Here is a 15,149-nt window from a genome sequence, read left to right as displayed (position 1 = left end):
CGGGACTTCCCCGGAAGGCCGGGTGTCTGTTCACCTGCATGGAGCAGGCTCTGCGTCATGAACGGACGGATGATCGTGTCGGTCTCGGGGATCCGGGACGTCACACGCGATGTCGTGGACGGATTCGCCCGGGAGATGGACGCGCGTGGCGTGCCGTTGTCGCTGCTCGTCGCACCACGCCTGAAGGACCACTACCGTCTCGTCCGCGATCCGGCGACGCAGGAGTGGCTTCTCGAGCGGCGTGAGGGTGGTGACGCGATCGTGCTGCACGGATACGACCAGGCGGCGACGAAGCGTCGTCGCGCCGAGTTCGCCGCACTGCCCGAACACGAGGCGCGCTTGCGCCTGCTCGCGGCCGACCGCGCGCTCGAGGAGACGGGACTCCGCACGCGGCTGTTCGCACCTCCGCGCTGGCTCGCGTCGCCCGGAGCGGTGGCCGCACTTCCGCAGGTCGGATTCCGGGTGATGGCGGACATCGCGGGGATCCGTGATCTCGCGGCAGGCACCGTGACGAAGTCGCGGGTGTACGGCATCGGCGACGGTGCGAAGCCGGAGCCGTGGTGGTGCCGGGCAATGGTGATCGGCGCGTCGCGGGTGGCACGGCGGGGTGAGTTGCTCCGGTTGGCGATCGCGGCTCCTCGGCTCGCCGAGCCCGGACCCCGGCACGCGATCCTCGCCGCCGTGGACATCGCACTGCGTCACGGTGCGGAACCGGCCGTCTACAGCCGGCCGCGGCGTCCCACGGGGATCACCGCGGCGTGATCCCGGCCGCCTCGCGGGGCCTCCCGGTCGCCGCATTCGCTCGGTAGTGTTTGCGGCCATGGACGCTGACGTGATCGTGGTGGGGGCGGGACTCGCGGGACTCGTAGCGGTGGGCGAACTCGTCGACGCCGGCCGTACGGTTCTCCTGGTCGATCAGGAGAACTCGAACAATGTGGGCGGACAGGCCTTCTGGTCGTTCGGTGGTCTGTTCTTCGTCGACAGTCCCGAACAGCGGCGGCTCGGGATCAAGGATTCCTACGAGCTCGCCCTGCAGGACTGGATGGGCACGGCCGGCTTCGACCGCGAGGTCGAGGACCGGTGGCCGCGGCGGTGGGCCCAGGCCTACGTCGAATTCGCGGCCGGGGAGAAGCACGCCTGGCTGAAGCAGCGCGGCCTGAAGATCTTCCCGATGGTCAACTGGGCCGAACGCGGCGGGTACGACGCTGCGGGGCACGGCAACTCGGTCCCGCGGTTCCACATCACCTGGGGCACCGGTCCGGGTCTCGTCGAGATCTTCGAGCGCAAGCTCCGCGAAGGCGTCGAACGCGGACTCGTGACGCTGAAGCACCGGCACCGGGTCGACGAACTCGTCGTCACGGGCGGAGCTGCCACCGGCGTGCGCGGGGCGATCCTCGAGCCCACCGACGCGCCGCGCGGCGTGGCGTCCTCCCGCACCGTCGTCGGAGACTTCGAGTTCTCCGCCGGAGCCGTGATCGTCACCTCCGGTGGCATCGGCGGGAACTACGACCTCGTGAAGAAGAACTGGCCGAAGCGCATGGGGCAGCCGCCGAAGCACATGCTCAGCGGCGTGCCCGCGCACGTCGACGGCCGGATGCTCGAGATCACCGAGAAGGCCGGCGGCAACATCGTCAACCGCGACCGCATGTGGCACTACACCGAGGGCATCACCAACTACGACCCGGTGTGGCCCGGTCACGGCATCCGCATCCTCCCCGGTCCCTCCTCGCTGTGGCTCGACGCCACGGGCAAGCGGCTACCGGTGCCGTTGTTCCCGGGCTTCGACACGCTCGGCACCCTCGAGCACATCGTGAGCACCGGCCACGACCACACCTGGTTCGTGCTCGACCAGAAGATCATCGAGAAGGAATTCGGGCTCTCCGGCTCCGAGCAGAACCCCGACCTCACCGGACGCAGCATCCGGCTGCTGCTGCAGCGCGTCAAGGCGGGCGCACCCGGACCGGTCGAGGCCTTCAAGCAGCACGGCGTCGACTTCGTCGTCCGCGACACGCTCGCCGATCTCGTCGCGGGCATGAACGAACTCACCCCCGAGGCGCCGCTCGACTACGAGCAGGTGCGTTCGGTGGTCGAGGCCCGCGACCGCGAGATGGACAACAAGTACACGAAGGATCTGCAGGTCGCGGCGGTGCGCGCGGCACGGGCCTACGCACCCGACCGCGTCGTCCGCATCGCCGCACCGCATCGGATCCTCGACCCGAAGGCCGGGCCGCTCATCGCCGTCAGGCTGCACCTGCTCACCCGCAAGACGCTCGGCGGGCTCGAGACCGACCTGTCGTCGCGCGTCCTGCGGTCGGACGGATCGGTCTTCGAGGGGCTCTTCGCCGCCGGTGAGGTCGCCGGATTCGGTGGTGGCGGCGTGCACGGCTACCGGTCGCTCGAAGGCACCTTCCTCGGCGGATGCATCTTCTCGGGGCGGGCGGCGGGTCGCGCCGCCGCCCGCTGAACCTCCTCGTCGGACCAGAGCAGCGTCAGACCTCGACTCCGTCCTCGTGCGGCAGCACGCGGAACTCGGTGCCCTCCGGCGCCATCTCGCTGTACCGGCCGTAGAAGACGCCGCGACCGCTGTCGTTGACGATGCCCTGGTGGATCGGCACCGCGACCCGCGGATTCACGGCGCGCAGGTAGTCGATCGCCTCCCAGATCTTGAGCCACGGCGCGGTCGACGGCAGGGCCAGCACGTCCACGCGCTCGTGCGGGATGTACAGCGAGTCGCCGGGGTGCAGCAGCCGCGACGGATTCTCCTCGTCGCCGACGAGGAAGGCCGTGTTGTCGATGACGGGCAGGTCGGGGTGGATCACCGCGTGCCGTCCGCCGGTGCCGCGCACGGTGAGCGATCCGACGGAGAACGAATCGCCGGGACGCACCGCGGTCCAGTCGCCCTCGAGCAGGCTCGCGGACTGAGGGTCGGAGAACAGCTGCGCACCGGGATTGGCTTCGAGGAGCGCGGGCAGCCGGCCGGTATCGGCATGGTCGGGATGCTGGTGGGTCACGAGGATCGCGTCGAGGCCGGTGATGCCCTCGAACCCGTGGGAGAAATTTCCGGGGTCGAAGAGGAGCTTCGCGCCGAGGTGCTCGACGAGGATGCAGGAGTGGCCGAAATGGGTCAGGTGCATGTCGTCGAGTATGCCGCCGGAAGGAGCCCGACGACCGGCTACGGACAGGAACTCCGCTTCGGTAGCCTCCTCCCGCCCTCCGCCGCCCCGCGTGCGCGAACTCGTTGCTGCCGAGCGGCGTTGAACGGGTGTGACAGGTCTCGTACGAGGGGGACCTCGGCCGATGCCCGTCCCGGTGGCCGCGGCCGGTAAACTGCTGGATGTCCGGTGTCCGTCCCCGGGCGCCAGCACTACTACCGAGGAGCAGCACGTGGCGCGTGTCGTCGTCGAAGTCATGCCCAAAGCCGAGATTCTCGACCCCCAGGGTCAGGCCATCACCGGGGCGCTGTCGCGGCTGGGCTTCGCGGGCGTGACCGACGTCCGTCAGGGCAAGCGTTTCGAGCTCGAGGTCGACGGCAGCGTCGGCGACGAGGAGCTCGAGAAGATCGCCGAGTCGTTGCTCGCCAACACGGTGATCGAGGACTGGGCCATCCGGCGGATCGACGGTGACGCATGAGCGCACGCATCGGAGTCATCACCTTCCCGGGAACGCTCGACGACGTCGACGCCTCCCGTGCGGTGAATCTCGCCGGTGGTGAGGCCGTGAGCCTGTGGCACGGGGACGCCGATCTCAAGGGCGTCGACGCGGTGATCGTGCCCGGCGGTTTCTCCTACGGCGACTACCTGCGCTGCGGTGCCATCGCACGGTTCGCGCCGGTGATGGGCAAGGTCGTCGAGGCCGCGCAGAAGGGCATGCCCGTCCTCGGCATCTGCAACGGCTTCCAGGTGCTGTGCGAGGCGGGTCTGCTGCCGGGCGCGCTCACCCGCAACGCCGGTCTGCACTTCGTCTGCCGCGACGAGTGGCTGAAGGTCGAGTCGAACACCACCGCGTGGACCTCGCGCTACGAGGCCGGCGCCGAGATCCTCATCCCGCTCAAGTCGGGTGAAGGCCGCTACCAGGCACCGGAGAAGGTGCTCGACGAGCTCGAGGGTGAAGGTCGCGTGGTGTTCCGCTTCGCGGGCGACAACCCGAACGGTTCGCAGCGCGGCATCGCGGGCATCTCGTCGGCGAACGGCCGGGTCGTCGGTCTCATGCCGCACCCCGAGCACGCCACCGAGGCGCTCACCGGCCCCAGCGACGACGGACTCGGCATGTTCTACAGCGTGCTGGACGCGGTCGTCAACGCGTGATCGCCTGACCGGAGCTTCCGGCGCAGTCCCCATCGACCCTCCCGGGACGGTGGGGACTGCGCTCGTTCCAGGGGTTTCGAGTGGCCCTCCGAACCTGAAGTCCCGGAACCGGAGAGACGGAACGAGGGACCCCGCGACCGTCCCGATCGGCTGCGGAATCCCTCGTCCCTACAACCCCGGAGCTCGACCCCCCGATCAAGTCCCGGGCGCGATGTCGTCGTCATCCCCCATGCGCGACATCGCGGATCAGTTTGCCCGAGCCATGTCGGTATGTCCTGAGTAGGACTACCCAAATCGGTCCGTTCCTCGACGGATATCGCCTGTCGGTCCCCGGCGGTACCGTCGCGTCATGACAGCGACCATCGCAATGATCACCTTCGACACGTCCGATCCGGGTCCGCTCGCGAGATGGTGGGCCGAGCGCACGGACGGGCGTATCGAGGAGGAGAACGACGGCTGGTTCTTCATCGTCGCCCTGCCGCAAGGCATCAGGCTGGGCTTCCAGAAGGTGTCCGACCCGACACCGGGGAAGAACCGCGTGCACCTCGATCTCACGGCCCCCGACCTCGACGCCGAGGTCGAGCGCTTCGTGCAGGCCGGCGCGAAGGAGGTCCACCGCGAGGACCTAAGCGACGACTTCCGCTGGGTGACGCTCGCCGACCCGGAGGGCAACCTGTTCTGCGTCGCCGGAGGGCACTGAGCCTGTCCGTGATGCGAAGATGCAGTCATGTCTTCCACGCGTGCCGATGCTCGGGGTCTCTGTAATTTCGTCGACCTGTCGCCGTCGCCCTTCCACGTCTGCGCCACCGTCGCCGCGGCGCTGAGCGAGGCGGGATTCGTCGAACTGCACGAGCAGCAGGCCTGGCCCTCCGAACCGGGACGCTTCTTCCTGGTGCGGGGCGGGTCGCTGCTCGCGTGGAGCACCGAGGGTGTCGCCGACGATCCGGCCGCGCCCTTCCGCATCGTCGGCGGGCACACCGACAGCCCCAATCTGCGCGTCAAGCAGCATCCCGACCTCACGTCGGCGGGCTGGCGGCTCGTGGGTCTCGAACCGTACGGCGGTGCGTGGCTCAACTCGTGGCTCGACCGCGACCTCGGGATCTCCGGCCGCTTCACCGTGCGCTCGGGTGAGACCACCGAGGACGTTCTCGTCCGCGTCGACGCGCCGGTCCTGCGGGTTCCGCAGCTCGCCATCCACCTGTCCGAGGACCGCAAGGGCGTGCACCTCGACCCGCAGCGTCACGTCGACGGCGTCTGGGGAGTCGGCACCGAACCGCGCTCGTTCATCGCGTGGGTCGCCGAGCAGCACGGTATCGACCCGGGCGCGGTGCTGGGCTGGGAGCTGATGACCCACGACCTCGCTCCGAGCGCGGTCGTCGGACCGGGCCGCGATCTGGTCAGCGCACCGCGCCTCGACAACCAGGGCACCTGCTATGCCGGACTGCACGCGCTGCTCGACGCCGCAGACCACGTCGCCGCGCACGGCGGCCCGATGCCGCTCCTCGCTCTGTTCGACCACGAGGAGGTCGGCAGCATGTCCGACCGCGGCGCCTTCTCGGAACTGCTCAACACCGTCCTCGAGCGGATCGTCCTGCTCCGGGGCGGCGGCCGCGAGGAGTTCCTGCGTGCCCGCGCCGGCTCGATCGTCGCGTCGGGCGACATGGCGCACGCCACGCACCCCAACTATCCCGAGCGACACGAACCCGCCCACCGGATCGCGGTGAACGGCGGACCGGTCCTGAAGGTGAACCAGAACCTGCGCTACGCGAGCGACGCGACCGGCGCCGGCGCCTTCGCGCTGGCCTGCGAGCAGGCCGGGGTTCCGCTGCAGCGGTACGTGCACCGCGCCGACCTGCCGTGCGGTTCCACGATCGGCCCCATCACCGCGTCGCGGACCGGCATCACGACCGTCGACGTCGGCGCCCCGCAACTCGCCATGCACTCGGCGCGCGAGTTCATGGGCGCGGACGACGTGACGAGCTACGCGCAGGCCCTGACCGCTTTCCTGACCCCCGCGTCGTGACCGCGTTCGCCCACCCCGCCACGCCCACCGGTGACACACTGAAGACGGTCGTGTCCGATCGGCGAGAACGGGGGAATGCAATGAACGTCCCGTCCTATCCCGATCAGTTGCTGTCCCTCGACGAGTGGTCGGCCCTGCCCGAATCCGACGGGCACCACGTCGAGGTGTGCGAAGGCGTGCTGATCGCTGCGCCCCGGCCGGGAACAGCACACGATCACGCCGCGGTGACCCTGGCCTTGCTCCTCGACGAGAAGCTGCCCGACGAATGGTGTGCGATCGGAGGCGTCGAGGTGCTGGTCGCGGAGAACCCGCTGACGGTGCGGTGCCCCGATGTGATCGTCGTGGGACGGTCCCTCGTCGACGCCGACCCCGATCGGGCCCCGATCGCCGAGGTGAAGCTGGTCGTGGAGGTCACCGTCGACGGCACGGCCCGCACCGACCGGGTCACGAAGTTCTCCGAATATGCGGAGGCCGGAGTCCCGCAGTACTGGATCGTCGATCTCGGCGGGCCGCCCGTGCTCGCCACCTTCACCCTCGTCGACGGGTGGTACCGATTCGACGGCGAACACTCGGGCACCGTCACCCTCGATGCGCTGGGCACCGAGGTGACCGTCACACCCTCGGAGCTCGTGCCCGCACCGGTGAACCCCGTCGCCCCTGCACACCGATAGACTGGTCCGCGGCAGTTCCCGCCCGGCCTGCCGTTTTCGATCCCAGAGTGAAGGGACCCGACGCCCAGTGTCACCGCACGTGGATACCGTCTCCCACGCCGCCGAAACCCCCGACGCCGCTCAGCCCTATCGGGAGCTGGGTCTGAAGGAAGACGAGTACACCCGGATCAAGGAGATCCTGGGCCGGCGCCCCACCGACGCCGAGCTCGCCATGTACTCGGTGATGTGGTCCGAGCACTGCTCGTACAAGTCGTCGAAGGTGCACCTGCGCTACTTCGGCGAGACCACCACCGACGAGATGCGCGAGTCGATGCTCGCCGGTATCGGTGAGAACGCCGGTGTCGTCGACATCGGCGACGGCTGGGCCGTCACCTTCAAGGTCGAGTCGCACAACCACCCCTCGTACATCGAGCCGTATCAGGGCGCCGCGACCGGCGTGGGCGGCATCGTCCGCGACATCATGGCCATGGGTGCCCGCCCGATCGCCGTGATGGACCAGCTGCGCTTCGGTGCCGCCGATCACCCCGACACCCGTCGCGTCGTCGACGGTGTCGTACGCGGTGTCGGTGGCTACGGCAACTCGCTCGGCCTGCCCAACGTCGGTGGCGAGACCGTCTTCGACGCCTCCTATCAGGGCAACCCGCTCGTCAACGCGCTGTGCGCCGGAGCGATGCGCGTGGAGGACCTGCACCTGGCCCACGCCTCGGGTACCGGCAACAAGGTCATCCTGTTCGGTGCTCGCACCGGTCTCGACGGCATCGGCGGTGTCTCCGTCCTCGCATCCGAGACGTTCGACGACAGCGACGGCGGCCGACCCAAGAAGCTGCCGAGCGTGCAGGTGGGCGATCCCTTCACCGAGAAGGTGCTCATCGAGTGCTGCCTCGACCTCTACCGCGAGAAGCTCGTCGTCGGCATCCAGGATCTCGGCGGTGCCGGACTGTCCTGCGCGACCTCCGAGCTCGCCGCCGCCGGCGACGGCGGTATGCACATCAACCTCGAGCGTGTCCCGACGCGCGCGAAGGGCATGACCCCGGCCGAGGTGCTGTCCTCGGAGTCGCAGGAACGCATGTGCGCGGTCGTCACGCCCGACAACGTCGACGCCTTCATGGCCGTCTGCAAGAAGTGGGACGTCCTGGCGACCGTCATCGGTGAGGTCACCGACGGCGAGCGTCTCGTCATCGACTGGCACGGCGAGACCGTCGTCGACGTGCCGCCGCGCACGGTCGCCCACGAGGGCCCGGTCTACGAGCGTCCTATCGAACGCCCGTCCTGGCAGGACGCGCTGGTCGCGAACACCACGGCCGGCCTGAAGCGGCCCGAGACCGCCGACGAACTGCGCGAGACGCTGCTGAAGATGCTGGCGTCGCCGGCGCTGTGCAGCCGCAAGTGGATCACCGAGCAGTACGACCGTTACGTGCGCGGCAACACCGTGCTCGCCGAGAACGCCGACAGCGGTGTGGTCCGCATCGACGAGGAGACCGGACGCGGCATCGCCCTCGCCACCGACGCCTCGGGCCGCTACACCCAGCTCGATCCGTACGCGGGCGCCCAGCTCGCCCTCGCCGAGGCCTACCGCAACGTCGCCGTCACCGGCGCGACGCCGAAGGCCGTCTCGAACTGCCTGAACTTCGGTTCGCCCGAGGATCCGGGCGTGATGTGGCAGTTCCAGCAGGCCGTGCGCGGCCTCGCCGACGGCTGCGCGAAGCTCGGCATTCCCGTCACCGGCGGCAACGTCAGCTTCTACAACCAGACCGGCGCCACCGCGATCCTGCCGACGCCGGTCGTCGCGGTGCTCGGCGTGATCGACGATGTGCACCGCCGCATCCCCACCGGCATCGGCCTCGAACCGGGCGAGACGTTGATCCTGCTCGGTGAGACCCGCGACGAGTTCGACGGATCGATCTGGGCGCAGGTCGAGCACGACCACCTCGGTGGCGTTCCGCCGCAGGTCGACCTCGATCGTGAGCGGCTGTTGTCGGAGATCCTCACCGCCGGTTCGCGCGACGGCCTGATCTCGGCCGCGCACGATCTGTCCGAGGGTGGTCTCGCGCAGGCTGTCGTCGAGGCCGCGCTGGCGGGCGAGACCGGCTGCCGCGTGCTGCTTCCGGAGGGTGCCGATCCGTTCGTGACGCTGTTCTCCGAGTCGGCCGGTCGTGTGCTCGTGGCCGTGCCGCGCACCGAGGAGTCTCGCTTCACGGGCATGTGCACCGCGCGCAACATGCCGTGGGTGCGCATCGGTGTCGTCGACGAGGGATCCGACTCCGTCGAGGTCCAGGGCCTGTTCTCGATCCCCATGACCGAGCTGCGCGAGGTGTGGGAAGGGACCCTGCCTGCTCTGTTCGGATAGCCGTGCCGGCCACCCGGGTCGATCGGCTGGCGGCGTTCGAGGCCCGGCAGGGTCGGATCATCGCCGCGGTCACCGACTTCGGTGATCGCCACCCCCTCACCGCTCGGGTGTGGGGGTGGCTGGGCCTGGATTTCACCGGTATCGCGTTCGCCGCACTGTTCTTCTGCTGGTCGCTGACACCCTCGCTGCTTCCGCGCGACTGGCTCTTCCAGGGCCTCATCGGCGGCATCAACGCCGCGATCGGTTACGGCGTCGGGTGCGTCGTCGGCTGGGCCGTGGCGCGGTTCGTACTCTCCGGGCGGCGGTGGTGGCCGCCACCGCTCCCGGTGCTGCGCGCGATCAAGGTCGCGGTTCCGGTCGCCGCCGTCCTCGCGTCACTCGTCGCGCTCGTCCTGTCCGCCGGTGAGCAACGCCAGCTCGCCGCGTTGATGGGGGCAGAGGGCAGCACCACGAGCGGATATCTGCGTACCATCCTGTTGAGCCTGGCCGTCGCCGCTGCCCTCATCGCCCTGTGGCGGGGGCTACGCGACATCGGGCGCTGGATATCCGCCCAGCTGAGCCGTCGCACGGGGATGCCGCTCGGCCTCGCTCGCACACTGGGCGTGCTCGTCGTGGTGCTCGCCACCTTCATGCTCATCGACGGCGTACTCATCCGCGGCGCCTACGCCGTCGTCAACCAGGCTTTCGGTCTGCAGGACGACACCACCCGTCCCGGCGCCGTCCAGCCGGTCGAGCCCGCCAAGTCCGGCAGCCCCGAATCCCTCGCGCCCTGGGAGACCCTCGGATTCGAAGGCCGCAACTTCGTCGCGCGAGGCCTGGATGCCGAGGAACTGGCCGCGGTCAACGGCCGTCCCGCCCTGGAACCGATCCGGGTGTACGTCGGCCTCGACACCGCCCCCACGCCGGAAGAGCGCATCGATCTCGTCCTCGGCGAACTCGAGCGGACCGGCGCCTTCGAGCGGTCGACGCTCGTCCTGATCCCCACCACCGGCACCGGCTGGGTCAACCCCACGGCGGCCCGCGCGATGGAACTCGTCCACAACGGCGACCTGGCCATGGTGGCCTGGCAGTATTCGTACCTCCCGAGCTGGATCTCGTTCCTCGCCGACCGCGAGAAGGCGGCTGCCGCAGGCGAGATGCTGGTCGACCGGGTGTACGAACGCTGGTCGCAGCTGCCGGAGGACGATCGTCCCGACCTGTTCCTCTACGGCGAGAGTCTCGGGACGCAGTCCGGGGAGGGTGCCTTCGACAGTCTCGCCGAGATCCGTGCCCGGATGGACGGGGTGCTGTGGGTGGGCCCGCCCAACTCCAACCGCCTGTGGCGGCAGCTCGTCGAGCGCCGCGATCCCGGGTCGACCGAGGTGCAGCCGGTGTACGCGGACGGTCTCGTCGTGCGTTTCGCCGACAGCCGGGAGGCGATCCACGAGCCGGACACACCGTGGTTGTCGCCGCGCGTGCTCTACATCCAGCACGCCTCCGATCCTGTCGTCTGGTGGTCGCCCGACCTGTTGTTCTCCCGCCCCGACTGGCTGTCGGAGCCGCCCGGACCCGACCGGCTGCCGCAGATGCGGTGGTTCCCGTTCGTCACCTTCTGGCAGGTCTCCGCCGATCTCACCAACGCGGCCGGCGTGCCCGACGGGCACGGCCACAACTACGGGTCGGCGGTGCTCGAGGGATGGATCGCAGTCACCCGACCCGAGGGCTGGACCGAGAACGACACCGAACGGGTACGCATCGCCCTCGAGGCGTTCGCCGACCACGACGGGCCCGAGAAGTGAGCGCGCGGCCCGCTGGGGGATTCCTCGCTGCGGGATGCGCCGCCGTGCTGGTCGCGTGGAACAACCTCGTCCTTCCGGCGGTGGATCTCGGTCCCCGGGGGAGAGCCGCAGCGAACGCCGGGTTCGGACTCGCGCTCGCCGCGGCGACCCGCGCGGCCGGTGTCTCCGCAGCCGAGCTCGGCTGGCGCCGTACGGGCAGGGGAGTGCTGTGGGGGACGGCATCGGCGGTGGTGCCGGTCGCGGCCTACGCCGTGATGCTCGCCGTTCCGCCCGTGCGACGACGGATGGCGGCGGGAGCGCGTCGCGCCGACCACACCGAGTGGGTGTTCGTGCACATTCCCTTCGGAACGGTCCTGGCCGAGGAGTTGATGTTCCGTTCGGTGCTGTACGCGCTGGCGCGCCGGGCGTCGCGACGCCGGGACCGGGTGCTCACGGCCGTCGCCTTCGGGCTCTGGCACGTCGTGCCCGCCCGTCACGCCGGGGACTCCGTTCCCGGAACCGTCGTGCTCACCGCCCTGAGCGGCATCGTGTTCGACGAACTACGACGACGGACGGGCAGCGTCCTCGCCCCGATGCTCCTGCACCTGGCGATCAATGCCGGTGGCGCCGTCGCGGTGGGTGTCGCGACCCGTCCGGAGGCCTCCGAGCGCGACGCGGGTCGTTAGGCTGCGGCGATATGGCACCACGGAGACCCGTCGACCCCGCCGAGCTGCGCACCGCCCTCGAGCGGGTCGGTCCGTGGGTGGCGGGGGAGCGCGACGAGAAGCCGCCGCGCCCCGACCTTGCCGCCGCGGTGCGGCTCAGTGCCCGCACCCTCGAGCAACTCGCGCCCGGATCGAGCGTGGAGGTGCGGGTGCCGCCGTTCGTGGCCGTCCAGTGCATCGAAGGCCCCCGCCACACGCGGGGAACCCCGCCGAACGTCGTGGAGACCGATCCGCGCACGTGGCTGCGCCTGGTGGTCGGCAGCATCGATTTCGACGGGGCCGTGACCTCGGGGGCGGTGGAGGCATCGGGTGGGCGCGCCGCGGAGATCGGCCGGCTGCTCCCGATCGCCCGACTCTGACGTCCGGCGGGGTGCACACCGGGTGTGTGGGAAGGAGCACCTCCCGCGGGCCGTAGAATGGGGGGAGCCCCGCTTGTCCAGCCTCAGGGAGCACGTCCGTGACCAGTGCCGATCTGTCGGTCCACACACGTAATCTTCTCGCCTCCACCGAACCCGAGAACGAACCCCGCGAAGAGTGCGGAGTGTTCGGAGTGTGGGCTCCCGGCGAGGACGTGTCCAAGCTCACTTATTACGGTCTCTATGCGCTGCAGCACCGCGGACAGGAAGCCGCGGGCATCGCCGTGGCCGACGGTTCGCAGGTGCTCGTGTTCAAGGACCTCGGACTCGTCAGCCAGGTCTTCGACGAGCAGACGCTCGCCGCGATGACCGGGCACATCGCCATCGGTCACTGCCGCTACTCCACCACCGGGTCCACGACCTGGGAGAACGCGCAGCCGATCTTCCGCACCACCGCCTCCGGCTCGGGCGTCGCGCTCGGCCACAACGGCAACCTCGTCAACACCGCCGAACTCGCCGAACGCGGGCGCCGCCTCGGTGTGCTCGATCCCACGCGGCCCGGCGCGGCGAATTCGGACTCCGACACCGTCGGTGCGCTGCTCGCCCACGGCGCGAAGAACAGCACGATCGAAGAGGCCGCGATGGAGCTGCTCCCGCAGCTGCGCGGCGCGTTCTGCCTGACCTTCATGGACGAGCACACCCTCTACGCGGCCCGCGACCCGTGGGGCATCCGCCCGCTGTGCCTCGGACGGCTCGACCGCGGCTGGGTCGTCGCCAGCGAGACCGCCGCTCTCGACATCGTCGGCGCGTCCTTCGTCCGCGATATCGAACCCGGCGAGCTGCTCGCGATCGACGCGAACGGTGTGCGCTCGTCGCGCTTCGCCAACCCCGAGCCCAAGGGCTGTGTCTTCGAGTACGTCTACCTCGCGCGCCCCGACTCGACCATCGCCGGTCGCTCCGTGCACGCGACCCGCGTGGAGATCGGACGCCGGCTCGCGAAGGAACATCCGATCGACGCCGATCTGGTCATCCCGGTGCCCGAGTCGGGCACCCCGGCCGCCGTCGGGTACGCGCAGGGTTCGGGACTCCCGTACGGGCAGGGCCTGATGAAGAACGCCTACGTGGGACGCACCTTCATCCAGCCCAGCCAGACCATCCGGCAGCTCGGTATCCGGCTCAAGCTCAACCCGCTGCGCGAAGTGATCCGCGGTAAGCGGCTCGTCGTGGTCGACGACTCGATCGTGCGCGGCAACACGCAGCGCGCCCTGATCCGGATGCTGCGCGAGGCCGGTGCCCTCGAGATCCACGTGCGCATCGCGTCGCCGCCCGTCAAGTGGCCGTGTTTCTACGGCATCGACTTCGCGTCGCCGGCCGAGCTGATCGCCAACGGCGCAGGCACCCGCGACAGCGTCGAGGAGGGGCACGACTACGACGAGATGGTCGAGATGGTGCGCCGGTCGATCGGGTCCGATTCGCTCGGCTACATCTCGATCGACGGCATGATCGGTGCCACCGAGCAGCCCGCATCCCGTTTGTGCGCTGCATGTTTCGACGGTCACTACCCGATCGCGCTTCCCACCGAGCACCGGGCGGGCAAGGACGCCTTCGGCGTCGTCGACACCGATTCGGTCACTCCGACCGTGTTGGACAACGACAACGCGGACGTTCTCAGTCGGCCGTAGAAGCTGGTCGGGTACCGTAAGTGCCGCGGTCGGCCCGGTTCGGCGTGCGTTTCGCATGCCCGGACGCAGGTACCCGGCCCGCGCGTAGCCAGATTTTTCACGACAAGACACAACTCGAGGCTGGAGCCGACAACTCATGACCGAGGACGCAACCCCCGGAGCTTCCTACGCCGCGGCGGGCGTGGACATCGAGGCCGGTGACCGAGCCGTCGAACTGTTCGCCCCGCACGCGAAGAAGGCCACCCGCCCGGAGGTCATGGGCGGCCTGGGTGGGTTCGCCGGTCTGTTCGCCCTCAAGGGCGGATACAAGGAGCCGCTGCTCGCGGCGTCCACCGACGGCGTCGGCACCAAGCTTGCGGTGGCGCAGGCACTCGACAAGCACGACACGGTCGGTCTCGACCTCGTCGCGATGGTCGTCGACGACCTCGTGGTCTGCGGTGCCGAGCCGCTCTTCCTGCAGGACTACATCGCGGTCGGTCGCGTCGTGCCCGAGCGCGTCGCGGAGATCGTCGCGGGTATCGCCGAGGGATGCGTCCAGGCCGGATGCGCGCTGCTCGGTGGCGAGACCGCCGAGCACCCGGGCGTGATGGCCGCCGACGACTACGACCTGTCCGCGACCGGCGTGGGTGTCGTCGAGGCCGAGAAGCTCCTCGGACCCGACCGTGTGCGCCCCGGCGACGTCGTGATCGCGATGGGCGCTTCGGGTCTGCATTCGAACGGTTACTCGCTCGCCCGCAAGGTCCTGCTCGACATCGGCAAGATGAGCCTGACGGCGCACGTCGACGAGTTCGGTCGCACCCTCGGTGAGGAACTGCTCGAGCCCACCCGCATCTACGCCAAGGACTGCCTCGCGCTCGCCGCCGAGACCGAGGTGCGCACCTTCTGCCACGTCACCGGTGGCGGTCTCGCCGCGAACCTCGCGCGTGTGATGCCCAAGGGGCTCGTGGCCGAACTCGACCGCACCACCTGGAGCCCCGCTCCGGTCTTCGGCCTCATCGCGCAGCGCGGACGGGTCGAGCGGGCCGAGATGGAGAAGACCTTCAACATGGGCGTCGGCATGGTGGCCATCGTGGCCCCCGAGGATGTCGATCGCGCTCTGGCGGTGCTCACCGCCCGGCACATCGACTGCTGGACGCTGGGCACGGTCCGCAAGGCGCAGGACGGCGCCGACGAGCGCGCGGTGCTGCTCGGAGATCATCCGCGCTTCTGACAGGCGCACGCGTCGCCCCACGCGAACACGACGAAAGGCCGGTTCCCCCAGGAAAACTGGGAGACCGGCCTTTC

The 15,149-nt window shown here is 69.7% G+C and carries 14 protein-coding genes; 13 read left to right on the top strand and 1 reads right to left on the bottom strand.

Translation table 11 applies throughout. The features are described 5' to 3' along the window. Positions 1 to 57 precede the first annotated feature (57 nt). The gene (locus EQ874_RS14425; RefSeq protein ID WP_129977184.1) at positions 58 to 762 is read left to right on the top strand and encodes a DUF2334 domain-containing protein; all 705 of its coding nucleotides are present in this window, start codon (positions 58 to 60) and stop codon (positions 760 to 762) included. 58 nt (positions 763 to 820) lie between these two features. Beyond that, positions 821 to 2,464, top strand: coding sequence for an FAD-binding dehydrogenase (locus tag EQ874_RS14420; protein WP_064064563.1), 1,644 nt, complete (start codon positions 821 to 823; stop codon positions 2,462 to 2,464). A gap of 25 nt (positions 2,465 to 2,489) precedes the next feature. Here the strand turns inward: EQ874_RS14420 and EQ874_RS14415 are convergent, their stop codons facing one another. Beyond that, positions 2,490 to 3,134, bottom strand: a complete 645-nt coding sequence (locus EQ874_RS14415; protein WP_016933641.1) for an MBL fold metallo-hydrolase — start codon at positions 3,132 to 3,134, stop codon at positions 2,490 to 2,492. Positions 3,135 to 3,384: 250 nt separating this feature from the next. On the opposite strand from EQ874_RS14415, the gene purS reads away from it, so the two are divergent. The 11 genes from purS (at position 3,385) to purM (ending at position 15,075) form a co-directional block, all read left to right on the top strand. Then, complete coding sequence (gene purS / locus EQ874_RS14410; protein ID WP_006551824.1) at positions 3,385 to 3,630, top strand: phosphoribosylformylglycinamidine synthase subunit PurS; 246 nt, start codon at positions 3,385 to 3,387, stop codon at positions 3,628 to 3,630. Further along, entirely contained in the window at positions 3,627 to 4,304 is a 678-nt protein-coding gene (gene purQ / locus EQ874_RS14405) for a phosphoribosylformylglycinamidine synthase subunit PurQ (protein WP_064064562.1), read from the top strand. Before purS ends, purQ begins: the two co-directional genes overlap by 4 nt. Before the next feature lie 349 nt (positions 4,305 to 4,653). Beyond that, positions 4,654 to 5,004 (top strand): VOC family protein, encoded by a 351-nt coding sequence (locus EQ874_RS14400; RefSeq protein ID WP_016933895.1) that lies wholly within the window; start codon positions 4,654 to 4,656, stop codon positions 5,002 to 5,004. Between the two features lie 27 nt (positions 5,005 to 5,031). Then, positions 5,032 to 6,327 (top strand): M18 family aminopeptidase, encoded by a 1,296-nt coding sequence (locus tag EQ874_RS14395; RefSeq protein WP_064064560.1) that lies wholly within the window; start codon positions 5,032 to 5,034, stop codon positions 6,325 to 6,327. Between the two features lie 80 nt (positions 6,328 to 6,407). Then, entirely contained in the window at positions 6,408 to 6,998 is a 591-nt protein-coding gene (locus tag EQ874_RS14390; protein ID WP_129977183.1) for a Uma2 family endonuclease, read from the top strand. Positions 6,999 to 7,065: 67 nt separating this feature from the next. Then, positions 7,066 to 9,345: a phosphoribosylformylglycinamidine synthase subunit PurL gene (purL, locus tag EQ874_RS14385; RefSeq protein WP_129977182.1), complete on the top strand. Its 2,280-nt coding sequence runs from the start codon at positions 7,066 to 7,068 to the stop codon at positions 9,343 to 9,345. A gap of 2 nt (positions 9,346 to 9,347) precedes the next feature. After that, positions 9,348 to 11,123 carry an alpha/beta-hydrolase family protein gene (locus EQ874_RS14380; protein ID WP_129977181.1) on the top strand — a complete coding sequence of 592 codons (1,776 nt, stop codon included), beginning with the start codon at positions 9,348 to 9,350 and terminating at the stop codon, positions 11,121 to 11,123. Next, positions 11,120 to 11,788, top strand: coding sequence for a CPBP family intramembrane glutamic endopeptidase (locus EQ874_RS14375; RefSeq protein ID WP_129977180.1), 669 nt, complete (start codon positions 11,120 to 11,122; stop codon positions 11,786 to 11,788). Before EQ874_RS14380 ends, EQ874_RS14375 begins: the two co-directional genes overlap by 4 nt. Before the next feature lie 11 nt (positions 11,789 to 11,799). Continuing rightward, on the top strand, positions 11,800 to 12,186 hold the full coding sequence (locus EQ874_RS14370) for a sterol carrier family protein (RefSeq protein ID WP_129977179.1): 387 nt from the start codon (positions 11,800 to 11,802) through the stop codon (positions 12,184 to 12,186). Positions 12,187 to 12,284: 98 nt separating this feature from the next. Continuing rightward, positions 12,285 to 13,865, top strand: a complete 1,581-nt coding sequence (gene purF / locus EQ874_RS14365; protein ID WP_016932861.1) for an amidophosphoribosyltransferase — start codon at positions 12,285 to 12,287, stop codon at positions 13,863 to 13,865. A gap of 136 nt (positions 13,866 to 14,001) precedes the next feature. Next, positions 14,002 to 15,075: a phosphoribosylformylglycinamidine cyclo-ligase gene (gene purM, locus EQ874_RS14360; RefSeq protein WP_016932860.1), complete on the top strand. Its 1,074-nt coding sequence runs from the start codon at positions 14,002 to 14,004 to the stop codon at positions 15,073 to 15,075. Positions 15,076 to 15,149 lie beyond the last annotated feature (74 nt).

Origin of the sequence: Rhodococcus sp. Q1, from assembly GCF_004153645.1 — a bacterium.
In the GTDB taxonomy this organism is placed as follows: domain Bacteria; phylum Actinomycetota; class Actinomycetes; order Mycobacteriales; family Mycobacteriaceae; genus Rhodococcus; species Rhodococcus gordoniae.
Note: the sequence above shows the minus strand (reverse complement) of the source record. Positions and strands in the feature narration are given on the sequence as shown.